Annotated in this window: 25 protein-coding genes (1 of these 25 only partly in view); all 25 read left to right on the forward strand. The window is 66.4% G+C overall.

From position 1 onward, the window contains the following. The first annotated feature begins 21 nt into the window (after window positions 1–21). Window positions 22–417 (forward strand): chorismate mutase, encoded by a 396-nt coding sequence (aroH, locus tag VKF82_11790; protein ID HME82737.1) that lies wholly within the window; start codon window positions 22–24, stop codon window positions 415–417. A gap of 7 nt (window positions 418–424) precedes the next feature. Beyond that, window positions 425–1,471 (forward strand): 3-deoxy-7-phosphoheptulonate synthase, encoded by a 1,047-nt coding sequence (aroF, locus tag VKF82_11795; GenBank protein ID HME82738.1) that lies wholly within the window; start codon window positions 425–427, stop codon window positions 1,469–1,471. Continuing rightward, window positions 1,468–2,394, forward strand: coding sequence for a prephenate dehydrogenase/arogenate dehydrogenase family protein (locus VKF82_11800; GenBank protein HME82739.1), 927 nt, complete (start codon window positions 1,468–1,470; stop codon window positions 2,392–2,394). Before aroF ends, VKF82_11800 begins: the two co-directional genes overlap by 4 nt. A 45-nt stretch (window positions 2,395–2,439) precedes the next feature. Continuing rightward, window positions 2,440–4,077 (forward strand): TonB family protein, encoded by a 1,638-nt coding sequence (locus tag VKF82_11805; protein HME82740.1) that lies wholly within the window; start codon window positions 2,440–2,442, stop codon window positions 4,075–4,077. A gap of 238 nt (window positions 4,078–4,315) precedes the next feature. Beyond that, window positions 4,316–5,041, forward strand: coding sequence for a MotA/TolQ/ExbB proton channel family protein (locus tag VKF82_11810; protein HME82741.1), 726 nt, complete (start codon window positions 4,316–4,318; stop codon window positions 5,039–5,041). 119 nt (window positions 5,042–5,160) lie between these two features. Next, entirely contained in the window at window positions 5,161–5,598 is a 438-nt protein-coding gene (locus VKF82_11815) for a biopolymer transporter ExbD (protein HME82742.1), read from the forward strand. 13 nt (window positions 5,599–5,611) lie between these two features. After that, on the forward strand, window positions 5,612–6,103 hold the full coding sequence (locus VKF82_11820) for a biopolymer transporter ExbD (protein HME82743.1): 492 nt from the start codon (window positions 5,612–5,614) through the stop codon (window positions 6,101–6,103). Between the two features lie 32 nt (window positions 6,104–6,135). Further along, window positions 6,136–6,861 carry a TonB family protein gene (locus tag VKF82_11825; GenBank protein HME82744.1) on the forward strand — a complete coding sequence of 242 codons (726 nt, stop codon included), beginning with the start codon at window positions 6,136–6,138 and terminating at the stop codon, window positions 6,859–6,861. After that, window positions 6,862–7,719, forward strand: a complete 858-nt coding sequence (locus tag VKF82_11830) for an undecaprenyl-diphosphate phosphatase (GenBank protein ID HME82745.1) — start codon at window positions 6,862–6,864, stop codon at window positions 7,717–7,719. It abuts the gene before it with no gap. Between the two features lie 78 nt (window positions 7,720–7,797). Then, the gene (locus tag VKF82_11835; GenBank protein ID HME82746.1) at window positions 7,798–8,523 is read left to right on the forward strand and encodes an energy transducer TonB; all 726 of its coding nucleotides are present in this window, start codon (window positions 7,798–7,800) and stop codon (window positions 8,521–8,523) included. A gap of 143 nt (window positions 8,524–8,666) precedes the next feature. Further along, window positions 8,667–9,758, forward strand: coding sequence for a hypothetical protein (locus VKF82_11840; GenBank protein ID HME82747.1), 1,092 nt, complete (start codon window positions 8,667–8,669; stop codon window positions 9,756–9,758). A gap of 84 nt (window positions 9,759–9,842) precedes the next feature. Beyond that, a complete protein-coding gene (moaC, locus tag VKF82_11845) occupies window positions 9,843–10,349 on the forward strand; it encodes a cyclic pyranopterin monophosphate synthase MoaC (protein HME82748.1) in 507 nt (168 codons plus the stop codon). Beyond that, window positions 10,346–10,843: a MogA/MoaB family molybdenum cofactor biosynthesis protein gene (locus VKF82_11850; protein HME82749.1), complete on the forward strand. Its 498-nt coding sequence runs from the start codon at window positions 10,346–10,348 to the stop codon at window positions 10,841–10,843. Before moaC ends, VKF82_11850 begins: the two co-directional genes overlap by 4 nt. Further along, window positions 10,843–12,177 carry a folylpolyglutamate synthase/dihydrofolate synthase family protein gene (locus VKF82_11855; GenBank protein ID HME82750.1) on the forward strand — a complete coding sequence of 445 codons (1,335 nt, stop codon included), beginning with the start codon at window positions 10,843–10,845 and terminating at the stop codon, window positions 12,175–12,177. Before VKF82_11850 ends, VKF82_11855 begins: the two co-directional genes overlap by 1 nt. Further along, window positions 12,164–13,036, forward strand: coding sequence for a dihydropteroate synthase (folP, locus tag VKF82_11860; GenBank protein ID HME82751.1), 873 nt, complete (start codon window positions 12,164–12,166; stop codon window positions 13,034–13,036). The genes VKF82_11855 and folP overlap by 14 nt, the downstream gene beginning before the upstream one ends. Then, a complete protein-coding gene (folB, locus tag VKF82_11865) occupies window positions 13,029–13,436 on the forward strand; it encodes a dihydroneopterin aldolase (GenBank protein HME82752.1) in 408 nt (135 codons plus the stop codon). The genes folP and folB overlap by 8 nt, the downstream gene beginning before the upstream one ends. After that, a complete protein-coding gene (locus VKF82_11870) occupies window positions 13,420–13,953 on the forward strand; it encodes a hypothetical protein (protein ID HME82753.1) in 534 nt (177 codons plus the stop codon). The genes folB and VKF82_11870 overlap by 17 nt, the downstream gene beginning before the upstream one ends. A 45-nt stretch (window positions 13,954–13,998) precedes the next feature. Continuing rightward, a complete protein-coding gene (accC, locus tag VKF82_11875; protein ID HME82754.1) occupies window positions 13,999–15,360 on the forward strand; it encodes an acetyl-CoA carboxylase biotin carboxylase subunit in 1,362 nt (453 codons plus the stop codon). A gap of 3 nt (window positions 15,361–15,363) precedes the next feature. Next, entirely contained in the window at window positions 15,364–15,864 is a 501-nt protein-coding gene (gene nusB / locus VKF82_11880) for a transcription antitermination factor NusB (GenBank protein ID HME82755.1), read from the forward strand. Continuing rightward, window positions 15,861–17,966: a PBP1A family penicillin-binding protein gene (locus tag VKF82_11885; protein ID HME82756.1), complete on the forward strand. Its 2,106-nt coding sequence runs from the start codon at window positions 15,861–15,863 to the stop codon at window positions 17,964–17,966. The genes nusB and VKF82_11885 overlap by 4 nt, the downstream gene beginning before the upstream one ends. Next, window positions 17,941–19,200, forward strand: a complete 1,260-nt coding sequence (gene xseA, locus VKF82_11890; protein ID HME82757.1) for an exodeoxyribonuclease VII large subunit — start codon at window positions 17,941–17,943, stop codon at window positions 19,198–19,200. The genes VKF82_11885 and xseA overlap by 26 nt, the downstream gene beginning before the upstream one ends. Continuing rightward, window positions 19,169–19,408, forward strand: coding sequence for an exodeoxyribonuclease VII small subunit (gene xseB, locus VKF82_11895; protein HME82758.1), 240 nt, complete (start codon window positions 19,169–19,171; stop codon window positions 19,406–19,408). The genes xseA and xseB overlap by 32 nt, the downstream gene beginning before the upstream one ends. Before the next feature lie 12 nt (window positions 19,409–19,420). Next, on the forward strand, window positions 19,421–20,212 hold the full coding sequence (locus tag VKF82_11900) for a TlyA family RNA methyltransferase (protein HME82759.1): 792 nt from the start codon (window positions 19,421–19,423) through the stop codon (window positions 20,210–20,212). Next, window positions 20,209–21,093, forward strand: a complete 885-nt coding sequence (locus VKF82_11905; GenBank protein ID HME82760.1) for an NAD(+)/NADH kinase — start codon at window positions 20,209–20,211, stop codon at window positions 21,091–21,093. Before VKF82_11900 ends, VKF82_11905 begins: the two co-directional genes overlap by 4 nt. Next, a protein-coding gene (gene recN, locus VKF82_11910; protein HME82761.1) for a DNA repair protein RecN crosses the window boundary here: on the forward strand, window positions 21,094–22,500 show its 5' portion. The gene runs 267 nt beyond the window's last position; 1,407 of the gene's 1,674 nt are visible here — the first part of the coding sequence; the start codon lies at window positions 21,094–21,096; the stop codon falls past the right edge of the window. It abuts the gene before it with no gap.

Here is a 22,500-nt window from a genome sequence, read left to right on the forward strand (position 1 = left end):
CTCACAGAATGAAGTCCGCACATGGCAGTCCGGGGTATCCGCGGCGCCATCACCGCCGCCGAGAACTCGCCGGCTGCGATCGTTTCGGCGTCCGAGCGGCTGCTCAGCGCGATGATCGAAGCAAATCGCGTGGAGGCGCCGGACATCGCCGCGGTGTTCTTCACGACGACGACCGATCTTGACGCGGAATTCCCGGCGGCTGCGGCGCGCGCGTTGGGCTGGAACAAAGTGCCGCTGCTGTGCGGCCACGAGATGGGAGTGCCCGGCCGGCTGGGGCGCTGCATCCGCATCCTCATGCTCGTGAATACCGATGCGACGCAGGCGGCAGTGAAGCACATCTATCTAGAGGGCGCGACGGCGCTGCGGCCGGATTTGACAGGCGAGGACAATCCGCAGACGGCGGGCTCGACGTTTTAAGGGATATATGATCGTCATCATCAGGCGCGGCGCGACCGACGCCCAGGCGCAAGAAGTGGTCGAGAAGATCACCGCCATGGGCTATGGCGTCAACGTCTCCAAAGGCGTCGAACGCGTCATCGTCGGCGTGCTCGGCGTGCGCGACAACAAAGAGATGCTCGCCGCGCAACTGGCGGGGATCCCGTGGGTCGAGCGCGTCGTGCCGATCAGCAAGTCCTACAAGCTGGTCAGCCGCGAGGGCGCGCAAAGCGACACCATCATCCGATTGCGCAACGGCGTCGAGATCGGCGGCAACGCGGTGCACGTCATCGCCGGCCCATGCACCGTCGAAGGCCGCGACATGTTGCTGCAGACCGCGCACGCCGTCAAGGCCTCCGGTGCGACGCTGCTGCGCGGCGGCGCGTACAAGCCCAGCACCTCGCCGTATTCATTCCAAGGCATGGGCAAGGAAGGGCTTGAGATCCTCGCCGCGGCGCGCGAGGAGACGGGGCTGCCGGTGATCACCGAAGTGCTCGACCCGCGCGACGTGGCGATGGTCGAGACCTATGCGGACATACTGCAAGTCGGCGCGCGCAACATGCAGAACTTCAATCTGCTCAAAGAGGTCGCCAAGGCGCGCAAACCGGTGATGCTCAAACGCGGCCTGTCCGCGACGATCGAAGAGTGGCTGCTCGCGGCCGAATACATCTTCGCAGGCGGCAACCACGACGTCATGCTGTGCGAACGCGGCATCCGTACGTTCGAGCCGGCCACGCGCAACACGCTCGATCTGAACGCGGTGCCGCTGCTCAAGCAGCTCACACACCTGCCGGTGATCGTCGATCCAAGCCATGGAACAGGCCGCTGGGAACTGGTGGCGCCCATGGCGCGCGCGGGCCTTGCTGCCGGTGCGGACGGCCTGATGATCGAAGTGCATCCGAATCCCGCCGAAGCGCTCAAGGACGGATTCGAATCGTTGACCTTCGAGAAATTCGCAGCCATGATGGATGGCGTGCGCGCCGTGGCACGAGCCGTCGGCCGGCCGGTCGCGTCAGACGTCGCTGCGACGGTGTGAGCGACAAGCAACCCTCCCAAGGATTCGAACGCTCCAACATCCTCATCGTCGGCACGGGGCTCATCGGCACATCGATCGGGCTGGCGTTGCGGCGCCGCCTCAAGCAGGTGAAGATCGCCGGCTGGGACCCGGCGCGCGGTCGCGCTGCTGCAGCCCGCCGCAAAGGGGCGCTCGACCGCGTCGCGCCGACCCTTGAGGCCGCCCTGCGGGAGGTTGACACCGTTGTCCTCGCCGCCCCCCTCGAGGCGATCGTGCGTCTCGTTCCTCAGGTTCTGGCCCAGACTCAAACGCGCGCCTTCATTATAGAAGTAGGTCCGCTGCTGGCGCCGGTGGTCGCGGCGGCGGCGCCGGCACTGCGGTTGACTGCGGGGGAGCGGCAGTTCGTCGCGGGCCATCCTCTCGCCGGCGCGGAGTCGTCGGGTCCGCAAGGTGCGAACCCTGAAATGTTTGGCGGCCGGCCATTCGCGCTGTACGCGCCCCCGCAGAAAAATCGGGCAGCCGCCTCGCGGCGCGCGCAATCGTTCGCCCGCTTGCTCGGCGCGGTGCCGGTAAGGCTCAAACCGTCCGACCACGACCGGATCGTCGCGGCGACAAGCGCGCTGCCGCAGGTCGCGTCGCTCGCGCTGGCCCTAGCAGCCAAGCGCGCGGGCGGTCGAGCGGCGAACTGGGTCTCGGGCCCTGGATTCGATAGCGCAACGCGTCTGGCGCAATCGCCGTTTTCCGTATGGGAAGCGCCGTTGCGAGCCAACGCCCGCAGCACCGCCCGAGCGTTGCGGGCCCTCGAAGACACGGTGCGCGCGTTCAGGCGTGCGCTCGAAAGCGGAGATTTCGGCAAAATCGAAGCGTATTTCGCCGCCGCGGCCGCTGCCCGACGGCGGATTATGGGAATACGAAGCAGAAGAGCCGCTACCCGCAATTCGTAACGCAGGGCATCGACGCCCGCGATTTCACGCGTCAGAAGGAGACCCATGCGCCAACTGCATCGCAGCCTTGTCGTCGCCGTGCTCGGCGCGACCGCCATTCTCGGTTCCGCCGCGATCGCGCACGCAGACGCGACGGGCTATGTGCCGCCCAGCTTCACAAACCAGGTGAAGCCGCAGTATCCCGACAGCGCGCGCTCCGGCGGCGAGACCGGCGAAGTCAAAGTCAAGGTGCTCGTCCAGGCCGACGGCAAGGCCACCAGTTTCGCGATCTTCAAATCATCGGGCCATAAGGACCTCGACGACGCTGTGATCTCAGCGGTGAAGCAGTCGACGTACAAGCCCGCGTACAGCAACGGCAAACCGACGCTGGCCTATTTCGACATCACGTACAAGTTCACGCTGCAAGGACTCGCGCAAGACGAGGGCAGCACCAGCGCGTACGACGCCAAGCTCGCCGCCAATCCGAACGATGAGGCGGCCCGGCGCGGCCTCGCGATCGTGCTGATCAACAAGCACGACTACGCGCAGGCTGAGGACGTGCTCGTCAAAGGCACGCAGCTCGATCCCAAGAACGCCGGGTTCTTCTCGCTGCTCGGGTTCGCGTACTATAGCGACGGCTTGCAGAACAAGAAGGACGATCGCTACAAGCAGGCGGCAGAAGCCTACGACTCGTTCCTCGCGCTCACGCCCCATCCGGAGGCGTCCGACGCGCGCAACGCCGCCAGCGCCTACGGCGAGTACGCCTTCGTGCTGCTCGAAAACCAAAAGTCCGGTGATGCGCTTCCGTATGCGCAAAAGGCGGCCAAGCTCGATCCGACGCAGACGCAATACCAGATCGAGTTGGGCGAAGCGCAGCAAGGCACCGGCGACAATCAGGCCGCTATCGCTTCCTTCAAGCAAGCGCTGCAGCTCGACGACAAAAAATCGGTCAACGTCACAGCGCGCATCTACGCGGATCTGGGCGTCTCGCAGCTCGACCTGGGCCAAGAGAACGACGGCATCGCGTCGATCAACCAGGCCGAGAAGATCTCACCGGCCAGCCCCGTCGCATATCAGGCGCTGGCCAGCTACTACATCCGCAAGGGCAAACTCGACGCGGCACTCGGGCCGCTGAACCAGCTGGCCCAGGTCTCGCCCAACGAGCCGCAGGTGCAAGTCGATATCGGCGACATCTACGTGCAGAAGAAGGACTACGTCAAGGCCAAGGCCGCGTACGACAAGGCGCTGGCCATCGACCCGCACAACGGCAACGCCCTCTTCGGCTCCGCGCAGATCGCAGCCGCCCAGGGCGACCTGACCACGACCCAGACCGCGCTGGCAAACGCCGTCGCGGTGGCGCCTGCCAATACGGCGGTCTACAACGCCACCATCGCCGCCATTCTGCTAGGTCTGCCGAACAAGGGCACCGATCCGACGCCGGATGCCATCAAGTACGCGACCGCTGCCACGACAGCCGACCCCAACTTCGCCAGCGGCTGGTACGACCTAGGGGTCGCGCTTGCGCGCCAGAACAAGAAGGACCAGGCGAACACCGCGCTCCACCGAGCATTCGACCTGTACAAAGCACAGAACAACGCCGACGGCATGGCGGCCGTCAACGCACGTTACAAAGAGCTCAACGGCGCAGACCTCGCGGGCTACTCAGCGCCGCGCGGAGAGATGATCAACCAGCCCGGCCACTAGCACGATTAGATGCGAGTTAGCATGAATGCGGAAGGCGTTTTTCATCGGCACACACTCGTTCGTTCCCGGCCTGCGGAAGCCGGCCGGGAATGCGGTAGGAACGATGACGCGTCTCGTATAACCGGACAACCCGACGACGGCCGGGCCACCGCCCGCCTTCTGCATTTTAGGGTACCTCGCGCGCAGCCTCGGAGGCCTTTCCTGGGGCCGATCTCTAGCCTATAGGGGAATTGCATTCATGGAAAACCCATTAGTAGCGTTCTATAACTTCCTCAACGTCGGCGGATTCGCCATGTGGATCCTGCTGGTCATGTCGATCATCTCGATCGGCATCGTGTTTGAGAGATTCTTCTTCTTCTCGCGCCAGCACACGGATCCGACGCAGCTCCTCAAGGAGATCGGCGACCGCGTGGCGCGCGATGACATGAACGGCGCGATCGCTGTGTGCGACCGCTATCATGGCATGTTGCCGAAGATCCTGCAGTTCGGACTGTATCGGCATGAGAAGAGCCGCGCCGACATCAGTGACGCGCTCTCGATCGGCCTGCTCGAGCAGCTCAACGCGCTCGAAGCAAACCTGTCGATCATCGGCACGGTGGCCGTCATCGCGCCGTTCGTCGGTCTGTTCGGCACGGTGCTCGGCATCATCCGGGCCTTCCAGGACATCGCGCTCAAAGGCAACTCGACGCCGGCCGTTGTCGCGGCGGGCGTCTCGGAAGCCTTGGTCACGACCGCGGCCGGCCTGTTGGTCGCCGTCGTCGCCGTGGTGTTCTTCAACTACTTCAAGTCGCGCATCAAGGCGTACAATCAGGAGATGATCGTCGCGGCCAACAAGCTGGCCGAGATGCTGCACTTCCACAACACCGGTTCGCCGATCCCGACCGAGCTGTACAACCCGCGCGCGACGGGCGGCAAGGCGCCGGCGCCGGCGCCGCGGCCTTCAGGGCCGTCAGGCGGAGCCTAAGCAGAAAGGCCAGCACTCGAGGAAGCCAGGCGGTTTGCGACGCGCGAGCCGCCTGAGGGGCCTAGCGCGTGTGAACCACGCGGGCGGCGCCAGCGACTCACGAGGCGAAAGCAAGCATTATGGGACTGACATCCACTGCACAAAACACCGAGGTGATGGCGGAGATCAACATCACGCCGTTCACCGACGTGCTGCTCGTGCTGCTCATCATCTTCATGATCCTGGCGGCGCTGGCCGCTCCTCCCGGCTTCCAAAAGGAATTGCCGAAGAAGAGCGACGCGCCCACCAAGATCAACCAGAGCCAGTTGAAGCATCAGATCGACGTCGAGGTGTCCGCCAACAACCGCGTCTTCATCGACGGGAAGCAGACCAGCGACGCGAGGCTGTATGACGACATGGCCGCCGCGGTCAAGTTCCACAAAGAGAACGCGAACCGCGGCTATCTCACGCATATCTCGCTGGTCGCCGACTCAGCCGCCAGCTACAATACGATCATCAAAATCCTCGACGCCGCACGCTTGGCCAACGACGACGACGTCGGCTTCGTGACGCAGTAAGGACGCATTCGCCATGTCGATGGTAGGATCCAACCCGGAAGAAGATGTGATGTCCACGATCAACATCACGCCGTTCACGGACGTGCTGCTGGTCTTGCTCATCATCTTCATGATCTTGACCTCGCTGTTGAAGCCGCCGCCGGTCCCGGAGGCGATCAACAAGCTCAAAGTCACCAACTCGCCGATCACGGTGATCATCGGCCACGAGCAGGCCGGAGACAAGTGCCCCTCGAGCGGAGGGAAAGAGTGCGACACCATCCAGGTCGGCGCCGAGACCGTGTGGACCACCGGTGACGACGAGAAGAAGATCTACGATCGCTTCAAGACGTACTTCGACCAGTTCAACCAGACGCAGACCGACATCATCATCAAGGCTGCTCCGACAGTCCACTACGGAACGGTGTTGCGGGTAATGGACGCCGCGAAGACCGCCGGTTTCAACCAGTTCGGTCTGGCGAACAAGGTGCACGGTGCGGCGGATAACGCGGTTCAGAACAATCCGTAATCGATCCGACGGGCAGAAAGGACACCAGTAGCTTGGCCACGACCCCCAGCGCGCCGCCGAAGGCGCGCACCACGCCGGCGCTGTTCACCAAGCGCGACCGCTATGCGCTGATCTACCTTTCAGCAGGCTTCATCATCTTGTCGGCTGTGGGCCACTTCATCATGGGCGCGGCCGGCGAGCATTTCTTCCCGCAATTCAAAGAAGAGGCGACTCCGCCGCCGCAAAAAGTCACCGTGCAGACCCTGATCAAGCCGCCGCCGACGCCCAAACCGACCCCAAAGCCCACCCCGACGCCGCCAGCCACGCCGACGCCGCCGCCGTTGAAGAACACCCCGCCGCCGGCGCGGCTCAAGATGAACGTCATCAAGACGCACAGCGAGGGTGGCACCGGCCCGGCTGAAGTGGCGTACACCCCGGCGCCGCACGGCAATGAGAACGGCGTACCCTCCGCGCCCCCCACGTCGGCGCCGACCGCGAACCCGAGGCCCGCAGGCCCGGTGGGCGTGGCCGATTCGGACTTCAAGTTCAAGGCGCCGCTCGATTACCCCGAGCTGGCCAAGGAGCAAGGCATCCAGGGCACTGCGGTCGTGATCGTCACCATCGCGCCCAGCGGCGCGCTGCTCGGCGCGAAGATCTACCAGTCGTCCGGCAACGCGCTGCTCGACAATGCCGCGCTCAAAGCGGCGCGCGCGAGCACGTTCAAGCCGGCGTCCTTTGAGAGCGACTACCTGATCGACTACGTCTTCCAGATCGAATAAGTGAGCCTCTTCCAGGCCATCGTGCTCGGCGTCATCCAAGGTGTCGCCGAGCTTTTTCCTATCAGCAGCACGGCGCACACGCTGCTCATCTCGACGCTGTTCGGATGGACGCCGCCCAGCCTGCCGTTCGTCGCCATGCTGCACCTCGGCACGTTTCTCGCCGTGCTCATCTACTTCGCGCGCGATTTCTGGGAGATCCTCAGCGGAGCGATCACGGGCTTTGGCGATCGCTGGAGCAAGCCGAACGAACGGCTCGCGCTGCTGGTCATCGTGGGAACGCTGCCGTTGGCTGTCATCGGCTATCTGCTTGAGAAGCGGCTCGACCCGCTGTACGGGCGGCCGCTCGTGGCGGCCGTCGGCCTCATGATCACCGGACTCGTGCTCTTCGTCGTCGAGCGCTTGCCGCAGGGGAAAGCCGACGCCGAGCAGCTGTCTTGGGGCAACGCGTTTTGGATCGGGCTCAGCCAGATCGCGGGCCTGGTGCCGGGCGGATCGCGCTCCGGTTTTTCGATCGCCGCCGGCTTGCTTGCCGGCTTATCGCGCGAGCAAGCCGCGCGGTTCTCGTTCTTGCTGGCCGGTCCGGCGATCTTGGGCGCAAGCCTGTTCGAACTGCGACGCATCGTGCACCCGCACCCGGGAGCGGCCTTGCACGGCTTCGTCTCTGCATCGGCCGCCCCCGAACCGACGCTCATCATCGCGGCCGGCTTCGCGGCAGCGCTCATCTCGGGCATCTTCGCCATCCGCTTCTTCATGCGCTACGTCGACCAGCATCGCCTGACACCGTTCGCGATCTATTGCTGGGTGTTCGGGGCTGCCATGATCGTTCTGCTGCTGGCCAGAGGGCAGGCCGCGGTCTAGGCCGGCTGGCCTTGTGACGGATTGCGCGCCGCAGCGCGCCGTATTATACTATGAGCGGGCGGGAGCATGGAGGCCGAAATGGCTCCTACTGCTCGCGTGCCCGACTCCCTACCGCAGTACTCCAAGCGCGAACGCAAAGCGATCGTGATTCTGTCGCTTGCCTTCATCGTCTTGTCGGCGCTGGCGCACTTCTTGCTCGGCGGCGCGCTGACGCCATGGTTCCGGCTGCATCCGGTACATGCCGACACGCAGACGCCCCAACCGATCGTCATCGACACTTCTCCAAGACCGACGCAAGCGCCGACGCCGACGCCGCGGCCGACGCCGACACCTGCCCCTGCACACGCCCGCCCATCGCCCCAGCCGCTCACCTCCTCGAACCCGCGCGAAACGCCCGGGCCCTTCCACTCGATCGCGCCGCCGCACATCGGCGCCGGGTCGCCCGGACCAGGGGCCTCGCCTCTTGCAAGTCCAGGCATCGACCAGCCGGCCACGGCGGCGCCTGCGACCGCGCGGCCAAGCCAGGATTTCGCGCCGTGCCGGATGCTGCACAGGGTGGTGCCCGATTACTCGGATTCGCTGCGCGGTGCCGGCGTCGAGGGCACGGTGTCGATCATCGTGGCGATCGGTCCGGATGGTCAAGTGGTTTCGGCGCATGTCGGCGAGTCTTCGGGAAACGCGTTGCTCGACAATGCGGCGCTGAGCGCGGCGCGCGCAAGCACCTATGCATGTCCGCCCGCCGACGGAAGACCCGCGGCGGACCTGTATCGCGTTATCTATACGTTCCAGCTCGACTCGAGCTAGGAAGGCGTGTGCGCCGCACGTGAGCGCCGGTCAAGCGTGCCGGGGACTCCGCCTGACGGGACTGTGGAACTGAGAGTTGAAAGTTGGCGTTATACGGTCAGCACTGCAGATATCTCTCGCGTCCATGAAGGAGGCTCTTCGTCGTGAGAAGATTCGTATCGGCGCTCGCCATCACGTATTTGGCCTTCGCGTGCGCCTTTGCGGCGCCCGCGCTGGCCGCTCCCACGTTCTCGGCCTCGCTCGCCGCGTCGCCAGCCAGCTATGCCGGCCCGTGCCCGGCGACCATCCATCTCAACGGCAAGATCGTCAATTCCCCTGACTTCGTCAACTCGACCAAGTACTCGATGCTGAACAGCGACGGCATCGACAGCTTCTTGATGACTGCCACGTTCGATGCGACGCACACCTACGCTGTCCACGATGCACGCACGCCGAGCGCGAGCGGTGCATACTGGGTTCAAATCCTCGTCCGCGATGCCACTGGCGCCAACATCGTCGCCCGCTCGAACCGCGCCGAGTTCACCGTGCGCTGCGCGGGCGTGAATCCGAACGCGACGCCGACGCCGTGCCCGGTCGGCGTGCGATGCACGCCGCCGCCGACGCGCAACCCGAACGCCACACCCACGCCCTGCAAGCCGACCGCGGCCGGCATCCCGTGCCAACCCACACCGTGTCCGCCCACCGTCGCCGGTTGCGGACCCACGCACAATCCGAACGCCACACCCACGCCCTGCAGGCCCAATCCGGCCGGTCCGCCGTGCGAGCCTACGCCAAAGCCGACGCCGTGCCGTACCGTCACCGGTGCGCCGTGCAAGGATCTCCCGGACCTGGTGCCCCTGCCGCCGTTGCGCATCGGCAATCCCGCTCACACGCCGGTTCCCAACACGACGTGGGGCGTGGGGTTGACGCTCACCGATGCGGACGCGTTCCTGCACTCCAACGGCCGCTGCGCGTTCAACATCTGGTATGAATTCAAGAACCAGGGCTTGGCGATCGCCGCGCCACCGTTCAAGAACACCATCAAGGTGGACGGCGTGTCGATCGTCAGCGTCAACGGCCCGTTCGCGCCGCTGGCCGCCGGTGCCTCACGCGCAGTCCAGACGCAGGCGTACCTGCCGGGCGGCGTGCACCAGCTCTCGCTCGACCTCGACAGCGGCACCGTGGTGACAGAGTCCAACAAGCCCAACAACCACGTCTCGATCAAATACCAGCTGACGGGCAACTGCTCGGAGTAGCGCAAGATCAGGACGTGTCGCTCGATCGAGTCCCCGGGTTCACGCTCGGGGACTCTTTCTTGGCCCCGTCGAACATCGCTGCACATGACCGCGCGCCGCTCCACAGTTCCCGCCATTTCGCTCACACACGTCGCGCCGGACGGATCGGTGCGCATGGTCGACGTCGGTTCCAAGCCGCTCACCCAACGGCGCGCCGTGGCCGAAGCGACCGTCCGGATGTCGGCACGCGCCCTGCGCGCGCTGCGCGCCGGCTCGATCGCCAAAGGCGATGCGCTGACCACCGCCCAGATCGCCGGCATCAGCGCCGCAAAGCGCACCTCTGATCTGATACCGTTGTGCCATCCGATCTCGCTCACGCACGTCGCGGTGAACTTCGAGCTGCGCGCGCCGGGCAGCGTGCGCATCCGCTGCGAGACCGCCTCCACCGGTGCGACCGGCGTCGAGATGGAAGCGCTTGCCGGCGCGGCGGTCGCGGCGCTGACGATCTACGACATGTGCAAAGCAGCCGACCGCGCGATGTCGATCGAGGGCCTGCGCCTGCTCGAGAAGAGCGGCGGGCGAAGCGGCACGTTCAAGCGGGGGCGCCGATGAACCGGCGGGTCGCGCTGGTCGTGCTCTCGGACAAAGCGGCTTCGGGCGAGCGCCAGGACCGCTGTATCGACGCCATGCGCGACGCCCTGCCGCAGCCGTTCCGCGTCGTGTTCGAGCGCATCATCCCCGATGACCGCGCGCAGATCGAGTCGCTGTTGCGCGAGCTGTGCGCAGGCGTCGCTGATCTCGTACTGACCAGTGGCGGCACCGGTCTGGGCCCACGCGACGTCACGCCGCAAGCCACGCGCGCGATCGCAGACTACGAAGTGCCGGGCGTCGCCGAAGCGATGCGGGCGGCGAGTCTGCCTAGAGTCAGAACGGCGATGCTGTCGCGCGCGATCGCGGCGGTGCGCAACGCGACGCTGATCGTCAATCTGCCGGGAAGTCCGAACGGCGCCCGCGAAACGTTGTCGGCGATAGCAGATGTGCTGCCGCACGCGCTCGATCTGCTCACCGGAGCGGCCGGCGAACACCCGCAGCCGCAAGGGACGTGATGGACTTCTCGACCGCCCAGCGCATCCTGACGACCGCACAGAACGAGAGCCTCTCGCGCCGCCATCCCGGCCGGCTCGATCGCATGCGCGCATTGCTCGACCTCTTGGGCAACCCCGAGCGCGCGTTCGCCAGCGTGCACGTCGGCGGCACGGCCGGCAAAGGCTCCACCGCATCGATGATCGCCTCGGTGCTCACCGCGGCGGGCTTCAAGGTCGGCTTGCACACCAAGCCCCACCTGCGTTCGGTCACCGAGCGCGCGCGCATCGACAACGCGCCGATCGATGAGGCGCGCTTTGCCGACGTCATGGAAAGCATGCTGCCCGCCTTCGATGAGATGGAGCGCGGGCCGTGGGGCGCGCCGTCGTACTTCGAAATCCTGGTCGCGCTCGCGTTCCGCTTTTTCGCGCTGGAGCACGTCGACATCGCAGTCGTCGAAGTGGGGATCGGCGGCACGCTCGACGGCACCAACGTCCTGTCTCCGCTGGTCAGCGCGCTGACCAATGTCAGCCTCGACCACACCGATGTGCTGGGCGACACCGTCGAGGCCATCGCGCGCGACAAAGCGGGCATCATCAAAGCCTCCACGCCCGTCGTCACCGCCGCCGATCATCCGGACGCGCTGCGCATCATCCGCGACGCTGCAGAGCGGATGCACTCGCCGCTGCGCCGGGTGCAGGAACTGGCGGCGATCGAATCGCGCCCCGGCGAGATCGCGTACTCACAGTCGTTCTCGATCACGACGCCGCAGCAGCGCTACGACATCACGATGCCGCTCATGGGCGAGTTCCAGCTGCTCAACGCGGCGACCGCGGTGCTCGCGCTCGAAGACCTGCAACGGCGCTTTCCCGTGACGCCCGCCGACGTCGCGGCGGGCCTGGCGGATCTCGCGCTCCCCGGGCGGATGGAGTTCTATCCGTCGCGCCCTTCCCTGTTGTTCGACGTCGCGCACAACCGCGAGAAAGCGTCAGCGCTCGCCGGCGCGTTGCTCAGGCATTTCCCCGATCGGCGCTTCGTCTTCGTGGTCGCTATCTCCGAGAGCAAGGATGCGAGCGCGATGATCGAGGCATGGTCGCAGCTGCCGGCGCAGTTCATCTTCACGACGTTCGACGTCTCGCATCGCTCGGCGGCCCAGCCGCATAACCTGAGCAACATCGCCGCGTTGGCCGGCTCGACCGCCCGCGCCGTCGAAGAGCCGGTCGAAGCGCTCTCGGTCGCGCGCCGCATCGCCGGTTCGAACGATCTGGTCGTCATCACCGGCTCGACGTTCCTCGTGGGCGCGCTGCGCGATTGGTTCCTCGAGGACGCCGGCGCTCACGGCCATGCCCGAGTCTAGGAAGGCCGGAGCGGTCGAATCTATTCGACCGAAACTGACGTTGCGGGGCCGCACGTTTGCGTGGGGCTCGCGCACCTTCGTCATGGGTATCATCAACGTGACGCCAGACTCGTTCTCAGGCGACGGCGTCGCCGGCGACGTGGACGCGGCGCTCGTGCGCGCGCACGCGATGGAGCGCGCCGGTGCCGACATCATCGACGTCGGGGGCGAGTCGACGCGCCCCGGCCACGTGCCGGTGTCGGAAGAAGAAGAAAGCGCACGGGTGTTGCCGATGATCGCCGCGCTGCGTAGTGCGCTCGACATCCCTATCTCGATCGACACCTTCAAGCCCGCGGTCGCCGCGCGCGCCGTCGAGCTCGGAGCCGACCTGATCAACTGCGTCTGGGGCGCGCATCCGGGAATCGCAGAAGCGGCTGCGGCCAAGGGCGTTCCACTGGTGGTCATGCACAACCGCGCGAGCGCGGACTATGCGGGTGACGTCGTCGACGAGGTCATCGCATCGCTCGAGCGCGCGGCGTGCGACGTGCTCGCCGCCGGCGTGCCGCCCGCGCATATCATCGTCGATCCCGGCATCGGATTCGGCAAGACGGCCGAACACAACGTCGAGATCTTGCGCCGGCTCGCCGACTTCCGCCGGCGTTTGCCCTACCCGCTGCTCGTGGGCACGTCGCGCAAGTCGTTCATCGGCAAGATCACGGGGCTGCCGGTGGAGCAGCGCGCCTTCGGCACCGCCGCATCGGTCGCGCTGGCGATCGCGGCCGGCGCCGACATCATCCGCGTGCACGACGTCGAGGCGATGGTGGCCGTGGCGCAGGTCGCCGATGCGATCTGCCGCGGCGCAGCCAAGAGCGATGCCTGACACGATCCGCATCTTGGGCATGCGGCTCCAGGCGCGCGTCGGCGCCTCCACCGGAGAACGCGATCGGCCCCAGCCGGTCGACGTCGACCTCGAGCTCGCCGTCGATCTGTCGCCCGCCGCCAAGTCGGATGACCTGCGCAAGACGGTCGACTACGCCGCCGCCTTCGAGACGTGCGCGCGGGTAGTGTCGAGCCGCTCGTTCGCGCTGCTAGAAACGCTTGGCGCCGCCTGCCTTGAGGCGCTGTTCACAGACCGGCGCATCGCGAGCGCCGCCATCCGCGTGCGCAAACCGGGATTGCTGGGCGGCGCGACGCCTGAAGTCGAGCTGGCGCGCGCGAACCGCGGCAAGGCGGCTCTCCCGCGGGCGGAGAAACACCGTTCCGATGCCAGAAAACATTGACGGCAACGGTTCCACCGATGCGTCGTTCTCGCGTTTTGTGAGCGAACGCGTCGCTCCGCTGGCCAAGGCGTTCGCGTCGACGCCGTTGGCCGAGCTGCGCGTGCGCACGAGCGAAGGTTCGATCCGGCTGGTCAAAGCGGTCGACGCGCCGGCGCCCGAGCGCGCCCCTGCGGTGGCCAAAGCGCTGTTGCGCGGCTCCAAGCAGCACCTCATGCCGACTGTCGAATCCGGCCATCAATACGACGTCATCAGCGCCGATGTCGTGGGCATCTTCTCGCCGGTCGCCGGTGCGTCGTCAGCGGGCGAGCGCGTGGGTGAGGCCACCGTGCTCGGCTACATCGAAGCGCTCAAGCTCAAGCATCCGGTCCGCAGCGGCGGGCCGTGCGTGCTGATCGCCCAAGTCGCCGAGGACGGACAAGCCGTCGATTTCGGCGAGCCGCTGTTCGTCGTCGATCGGGCGGAAGCGCCCAAAGCGCCCGAGCCAATCCTCGAGCCGCTCGAGCCGCCTCGGCTGTAGCCGCTTCGCGCCGAGCCACCGCACCGCCCATGCATCGGAGCTTTAGTGTTCGATAAGGTCCTTATCGCCAACCGCGGAGAGATCGCCGTGCGCGTCATCCGCGCCTGCCGCGAGCTGGGCGTGCGCACTGTGGCGATCTTTTCCGACGCCGAGCGCGACGCGCTGCACGTGCGTCTCGCCGACGAGGCGTTTTGCGTCGGACCGCCGCCCGCGGCGCGCTCGTATCTCAACGTCCCCAATATCATCTCGGCTGCGGAGATCACCGGCGTCGACGCGATCCATCCAGGCTACGGTTTCTTGTCCGAGAACGCCGGGTTCGCGGAGATCTGCGCGTCGCACGGTTTCAAGTTCATCGGCCCGCCTGCGGCCGCAATCGCGCTGATGGGCGACAAAGCATCCGCCAAGCGGCGCATGCAGGAGGCCGGCGTGCCGGTCGTGCCGGGATCGGGCATCATCGAAACGGACGAGCAAGCGAAGCGTTTTTGCGCGGAGGCCGGCTACCCGGTGCTGATCAAGGCGACGGCGGGCGGCGGCGGCAAGGGCATGCGCATCGTCGGGCGCGAGACCGATCTTGGCGCCGGGCTTGCGGCCGCGCGCGGCGAGGCGCAGGCTGCATTCGCGGACGGGCGCGTGTACATCGAAAAGCTGCTCGAACATCCGCGCCATATCGAGGTCCAGGTGCTCGCAGACGAATTCGGCCACGTGATCCACGTGGGCGAGCGCGACTGCTCGATCCAAAAGCCCGGCCATCAGAAGCTGTTGGAGGAGTCGCCCGCGCCTAATCTCGATCCCGAAGTGCGCGCACAATTGTGCGCCGCCGCCGTCAAAGCGGCGCGCGCGGCCGACTACGCCAACGCGGGCACGCTCGAATTCCTCGTCGCGCCGGACAACCAGTTCTATTTCATGGAGATGAACACGCGCATCCAAGTCGAGCATCCGGTGACCGAATCGGTGTACGGCATCGATCTCGTGCGCTGGCAGGTGCGCATCGCATCGGGTGAGCGTTTGACCGTCAGACAAGAAGACGTGCGGCCGCGCGGACACGCGATCGAATGCCGCATCAACGCCGAAGACGTCGACAATGGTTTCCGTCCGGTCTCCGGCAAGCTCGGCACCGTCTTGCTGCCGGGGGGACCGGGCATCCGCGTCGACACCCACATCTATTCGGGCGCGGAAGTGCCGCCCTTTTACGATTCGATGCTGGCCAAGATCATCGCGGTCGATCGCGACCGGCCAAGCGCGATCGCGCGCATGCGCCGCGCCCTCGACGAGACCGAGATCCATGGCGTGGCGACGACCGTCGCGCTGCACGAGCGGATCCTCGCCTCGGAGCCGTTCGAGGCCGGCCACACGTACGTCACCTGGCTGCGCGAATATCTGTTGCAGCCAGCCGCCGTGGGCGGATAACGCGTGGCCAAACAACGTCGCGAACATCGCATCGCGCTCGAAGTGCTGTACGCGGTCGACATCGGCACGGCGCCGCTCGACGAGGCGCTCGTCCAGGCGCGCGAGGGCATCGGCGTGTTCGCGCGCGGCGACGAGGCGGCGGACGAAGACCCCTACGAACCGGTGATGCCGGCCGTCGACCGGCGCGCCGACACGCCGCGCCCAACCGACTGGGCGCTGGTCGAAGAACTGGTCCGCGGCACGCTCGCGCATAAAGAAGAGCTGCAGGCGCAGATCGCGCCGCTGCTGCAGCGCTGGACGATCGAGCGGCTCTCCGGCATCGACCGGCTCGTGCTCTGTCTTGCGGCCTACGAGCTGCGCTACCATCCGCAGGCGCAGACGAGCGAGGTCATCAACCACGCGGTCGAGCTCGCACGGCGCCTGTCGACCGAGCGCAGCGGCGAGTTCGTGAACGGCGTGCTCGATACGCTCGCCAAGACGCCGCCCGCGGGCTTTAGCGCGTGAAACCGCGCGCCGCGCGCCGCCTGCGCATTGCGGCCTTCATCCTGGTGTGCGTCACGCTGGTCGTCTTGCTGGCTGTCGTCGCCGGGGCGATCGCAGTCGTCAGCGCGTTCGGACAGAACTTGCCGGACGTGGACCGGCTCTCGGAAGTCGATTCGGCCACCACGACGACGCGTATCCTCGCCCGCGACGGCACGGTGCTGGCACGCTTGTACGACAAGAACCGGATCTACGTGCCGATCACCGGCATCTCGCCGGAGATGAAAGAGGCGATCGTCGCCAGCGAGGACGAGCGTTTCTACGAACATCGCGGCGTCGACGTGCGCAGCATCGTGCGCGCTGCCGTCGCCGATTTCAAGCACGAGCAGATCCAAGGCGCCAGCACGATCACGCAGCAGCTCGCGCGCACGCTTTTCCTCAACCGCAACCGCACGATCGCGCGCAAGGTCCAAGAGGCGCTGCTGGCCATCGAGCTCGAGCGCTATTACACCAAAGACGAGATCCTCGAACGCTACCTCAATCTGATCTACTTCGGCGCCGGCGCGTACGGCGTGCAGGCTGCCAGCCAGGCGTATTTCGGCAAGGATGCCTCTAAACTCACGCTGCCCGAGGCGGCGATGCTCGCCGGCGTGGTCGCAGCGCCGTCGCTGTATTCGCCATATGTGGACGAGACCGCCGCGAAGGAGCGCCAGCGCCGCGTGCTCGATCGCATGGTCTCGCTGGGCGAGATCACGCAGGCGCAAGCCGATGAGGCCTCGGCCACGCAGCTGCGCTACGCCGCGGTCGCACCGCCGGGCGTGGAAGCATATAAGTATCCGTACTTCACCACCTACGTGATCGCGCAGCTCGAGAAGAACTTGGGCACCGATCAGATGTTGCACGGCGGCCTGACCGTCTACACGACGCTGGTGCCGCACATGCAGGACGTCGCGCAAAAAGCTGTCACCGAGCTGGTCGAGCAGGGCCGCAAAGAAGGCTACGGCATGCACGAGGGCGCGTTGGTCGCCGAAGATCCGCGCACCGGCGAGGTGTTGGCGATGGTCGGCGGCATCGGCTTTTCGGCCAAGAACCAGTTCAATCGCGCATGGCAGGCGCGCCGCCAGCCGGGCTCATCGTTCAAGGGCTACGTGTATTCCACCGCGGTCGACCGCGGCACGCCGGTCAGCTCGATCTACTCGGACTCGCCCGTGACCTATCCGGCGGGCGACGGCACGGAGTATAGCCCGAGCGACGACGATCATCGCTTCCTCGGACCGATGACGCTGCGCAAGGCGTTCGCGCTTTCGCGCAACGTCGTCGCGGTCAAACTCGCCTACGACGTCGGCATCGACAACGTCGTCCAATACGCCCACGCGATGGGCATCACCGAGGATCTTGAAGCCGACCTGTCGCTCGCGCTGGGCACGGCGGTCGTCTCGCCGCTCGACATGGTGTCGGGTTACTCGACGATCGCGGCTGGCGGGATCTATACGCCGCCGACAGCTATCCGCTACGTCACCGATCGCTACGGCACGGTCGTGCTCGACGAGCGGTATCCCAAGCGCAGCGTCGCGATGTCGTCCGGCGCGGCGTACATCATGACGACGTTGATGGAAAGCGTCATCCAAGAGGGCACCGGCTATCCGAACGCGATTATCGGCCGGCCGGCGGCAGGCAAGACGGGTACGACGTCGAGCTTCCGCGATGCATGGTTCGTCGGCTTCGTTCCGCAGCTCACGGCCGCCGTGTGGGTCGGCAACGACGATTACACGCCGATGGTCGAGTCCTACGGCGGCAATGTCCCCGCGCGCACGTGGGCGCGCTTCATGAAACAAGCGCTCGTCGGCGTGAAAGTCGAGGATTTCGTCCAGCCGCCCGACGTCGAACAGATCCGTCTGTGCGCCGGCGGCAATTACCGCGCGCCGGCGGGAGTGGGAGGCCGCGAAGAATATTTCTTGCCGGGCACGGCGCCGCTTGCGACGTGCGCGGTCCCCAAGCCGGTCGCGTCGCCGCAAAACGTCGGTGCGCAGGATAACGGGCCGGCGCCGGGCCCTGCCGGTTCACCGGCTCCCGCTGCCAGCGCTCCACCGGTCGATCCGAGTGCTCAACCTACCACTTCTCCCTAGCCCAGCCGCGCTGACCGTCTCGCAATTCTCGCGAGCGGTCGAAGGCGCGCTGTTCGAGGCGTTCCCATTTCCCGTGCGCGTGACCGGCGAGGTTTCGGGCGCGCACTTCGCGGCAGCCAGCGGCCATATGTATTTCGATCTCAAGGATCAATACGCGGTCGTGCGGTGCGTGTGCTGGGCGACGAGCCAGGCTTCATCGTATATCGCGGATGTGTGCGTTGACGGCGCGGCGCTTGAAGTGCTCGCCGACGTGCGCTCGTACGGCAAACGAAGCCAATACCAGTTGAGCGTGCTCGAAGCCGTGCCGGTCGGGCGAGGCCGTCTCTTCAGATTGTTCGAGCAGCTCAAAGCGAAGCTGCTCGCGGAGGGGCTGTTCGACGAAGCGCGCAAGCGCCCGATCCCCGCGTTCGTCACGAAGATCGCGATCGTCACGAGCCGCGACGGCATGGCGCTGCACGATTTCGTCACGACGGCGCGCAGCCGCGGCGCGCATGTCAGTATCACGCTGGTGCACGCGCCCGTGCAGGGCGAGGCCGCTGCGCCGGCGCTGGCAAGCGCGATCCGCCGCGCTGGGCGGCTCGACGTCGACGCCGTCGTCATCGCGCGAGGCGGTGGGTCGCTTGAGGATCTGTGGGCCTTCAACACCGAAGTCGTCGCGCGCGCGATCGTCGCCTGTGCACGGCCGGTCATCAGCGCGGTCGGCCACGAAGGCGACGTCACGATCGCAGACTTCGTCGCAGACCGGCGCGTCGCGACGCCGACGGCAGCCGCCGTCCTCGTCGCCGGCGAGCGGGCGAAACTTCTCGAACGTCTCGACGACCTTGCGGTCCGCCTCACGCGCCGGGTACGCGCGGCGCTCGCTTCGTCGACGCAGCGGGTGGATGAGCTCTGCGCAGCGTTGCGGCGCAGCGATCCGCGCCGCATCCTCGAAGATCTGCGCCGCCGGACGCGCGATGCGCAGACGTCGTTGCGCCAAACGTTCGCGCGCGCGCAAGAAGAGCGCCGGGGCAGGCTGGCGGGTGCAGCGGCCGGGCTGCGAGCGCTTGGACCATACCGGACGCTGGCGCGGGGCTACGCGATCGTGTTCGACGACAAAGGCCATGTCGTCACCGACGCGCGGCGCACCGCGGTCGGCCAGCCGATAGACGTTCTGCTCAAGGCCGGCGCCTTGGAGGCGCAGGTCACGGGCAAGGAGGAGCGCGATGGGCGACTCGACCTCGAAGAAGAAGACTAAGCCCGATGAGGGCCCGTCGTTCGAGGTCGCGCTCGCGCGCCTCGAAGCGATCGTCGAGAAGCTGGACGACGGCAACCTGCCGCTCGCGCAGGCGCTCTCCTTATATAAGGAAGGCAACGCGCTGGCCAAGCGCTGCCGCACGCTCTTGACGGAAGCCGAAGTGGAAGTGAAGGAAGCGCTAGCCGCGGACAAAGCCGAGCTCGTCTGACGTGAGGGGCGCGTGAAGCGGCGCCGGCTCGACGTCGCGGTGGCCGAGAAACTCGGCACGTCGCGCACTCGCGCCCAGGCGTTGATCGTCGAGGGCCGGGTACGCATCGATGGCGAGCCGCGTCTCAAAGCCGGTGAGCTCGTGTCGACCGATGCGGTGCTCGACGTCGAAGACGATGCGCGCTACGTCAGCCGCGGCGGGGCGAAACTCGAGCGCGCGCTTGACGAGTTCGGCTGGTCTCCCGCCGGTCTGCGATGTCTCGACGTCGGCGCGTCCACCGGCGGGTTCACCGACTGCATGCTGCAACGCGGCGCAGCCGCCGTGACGGCGGTCGATGTCGGCTACGGCCAGATCGCCTGGTCGCTGCGCAACGACCCTCGCGTTCGGCTCTTCGAGCGCTGCAACTTCCGGCATGCGACGGCCGAGCAGCTGGGGGGACCGTTTCAATTCGCGTGCGCCGACGTCTCGTTCATCTCGCTCGCCAAGCTCGCACCGGCGATGGCGGCGATGCTCGAATCGGAGTCCCGTTGCGTCGTGCTCGTCAAACCGCAATTCGAAGCGGGTCGAGAGTGGGTGATGCGCGGGGGCGTCGTGCGCGATCCGCAGGGCCACACGCAAGCCATCGAAGCCGTGGCGACGGCTTTTGCTTCGTGCGGCCTGGCGCCGGTCGCATTGACCTATTCACCGCTCTTGGGGCCGGCGGGCAACATCGAATTCTTGCTCGGCGCGCAGCTCGATGGAGAGACGCGCTCTTTGGACGTGGCGGGGGTTGTCCGAAAGGCCCACGAAACGCTCGAGAAATGAAGGCCGGCGAGCATCTGAAGGTCTCCAACCTCGCGCTCTACGTGGACACGCAGCGGCCTGAGGCCGTTGCCGCGGCGAAGAAGGTGGCCGGCTTGGCGGCGCAGTCCGGCGTCAAGCTGCTGCTGGCGGAAAAGCAAGCGGATTCCCTCCATCTCAATGGCGCCGGCACCGCGACCTTTCCGATGTCGGCGGACCTGCTCATCTCGCTCGGCGGCGACGGCACGCTGCTGCGCGCGGCCCACCTCGCGGCATCGTTCGACGTGCCGATCATCGGCGTCGATTTCGGACGCATGGGCTTCTTGACGCAGATCGAGCGCACGGACTTCGAGCACGTGCTGCCGCGGCTGCTGCGCGACGGGTTTGAGACCGAGGCGCGCACAGCGTTGGATGCTCGCCTGCTCGGCTCCGAACAGCATTTCTTCGCGCTCAACGATATCTATTTGGATCGCAGCCATCACGGCAACCTTATGTCGCTCGGCATCTGGATCAGCGGCCAACAGGTCGCCGACATCCCGGCAGACGGCATCGTGATCGCTAGCCCCACCGGCTCGACCGCGTACTTCCTGTCCGCCGGCGGTCCCATCATGGCGCCTGGACTGGACGCGTTCGGCATCGCTCCGATCAATCCGCACACGTTGTTCTCGCGCCCGCTGGTCGTGAGCGCCGCTGAGACGATCCGCATCTCGGTGCCCAAGGACGAGCGCGGCGCAAATCTGTATGTCGACGGCAAGCTCGAGGCCGATGTGCCGCCTGACTCGGTCGTCGAGATCGTGCGTGCCGCACGTAAGGTGAAGTTCGTGCGCCTGGACGAGCGTCATTTCTTCGCGATGCTCGAGCGCAAATTGCATTGGGGCGTTTCGATCAAACGCTCGCTCGAGTAGATGCTTCGTTCGCTGACCGTGCAGGGTTTTGGGCTCATCGACCGCACGTCGGTCGAGCTCAAGCCGGGTCTCAACGCGTTCACCGGCGAGACCGGCGGCGGCAAGTCGATGGTCATCGACGCATTGGGCTTCGTGTTCGGCGAGCGAGCGGGCCCCGACGTCGTGCGCGCGGGCGCCGACAAAGCGACGGTGTTTGCCGAGCTGCACGCGGATGGTCCGGCACTAACATGGTTGCGTGACAACGGGCTCGAGGCCGACGACGACGCGCTGGTGCTCAGTCGCGAGTATTCGGCCAACGGCCGATCATCCGCACGCGTGAACGGCAAACCGGTGACCGCCGGCCAGCTGCGCGAGCTCGCGGACATCGTGCTCGACGTCGTCGGACAACACGAGCATCAGCGACTGCTTCAGCCGGCGCAACACCTCGAACTGCTCGATGCCTATGCGGGCGAAGCAGCCCTTGCCAAACGGGCGGACGTTGCCGCGCTCGTGACCGAGGTGCGAGCCCTCGCGCGCGAGCTCGAAGAGCTGCGCACGTCGGGTGACCAATCGCTGCGCGCGCTCGAGGATGCGCGCTTCGCGGCCCAAGAAATCCGTGAAGCGAAGTTGGAGCCGGGCGAGTTAGACGCGCTGCGAGAACGGCGCACGATGCTGGCCCACGCCGCGAAGATCGCGCAGGCTGTCGAGACGGCGATCGAGGCGATTGACGACGCCGACCGCGGGGCGACGACGCAACTCGGCCGCGCGGCAGTTGCGCTCGGTGGCGTGTCCGGTTATGCGTTATCGCTGCGCGACTTCAGCGATCAGGCCAAAGGCTTGCAGAGCAGCGCACAGGATCTGAGCTTCGCGTTGGCCGCTTTGCGCGAAGAAGGCGCCTTCGACCCGGCGCAGGTCGATGAGGTCGAGAACCGGCTGGCGCTACTGGAGCGCGTGTTGAAGAAATACGGACCAACGCTCGAGGATGCGGTGGCAGCGCGCGCGCGCTTCGAAGCTGCGGCCGGCAAGCTCGAGAATCGCGAAGGTGAAATGCGACGTCTCGAAGGCGCAAGAGCTGAACGGGAAGCCAAACTAGGTGAGGCCGGCGCGGAACTCACCAAACAACGGAAGGCCGCGGCAAGCCGCCTGGCAACACGTGTCGAGAGCGAGCTGCAGCGGCTCAACATGCGCGGGGCGACATTCGCGTGCTCGATCGAGCCGGCGGCCGAAATCGCATCAACCGGCGCGGACCGCATCGAGTTCGTCGCGGCGCTCAATCCCAAAGAGCCGCAGCGCCCGATAGCAAGATCGGCCTCAGGTGGAGAACTCGCCCGGCTGCTGCTCGCACTCAAGCTCGCCTTCGCGAAGGTGGACCCGCATCCGGTCGTCGTGCTCGACGAGATCGATGCGGGCATCGGCGGAGCAGCGGCG

It is taken from the genome of Candidatus Eremiobacteraceae bacterium, assembly GCA_035314825.1.
GTDB lineage: Bacteria > Vulcanimicrobiota > Vulcanimicrobiia > Eremiobacterales > Eremiobacteraceae > JAFAHD01.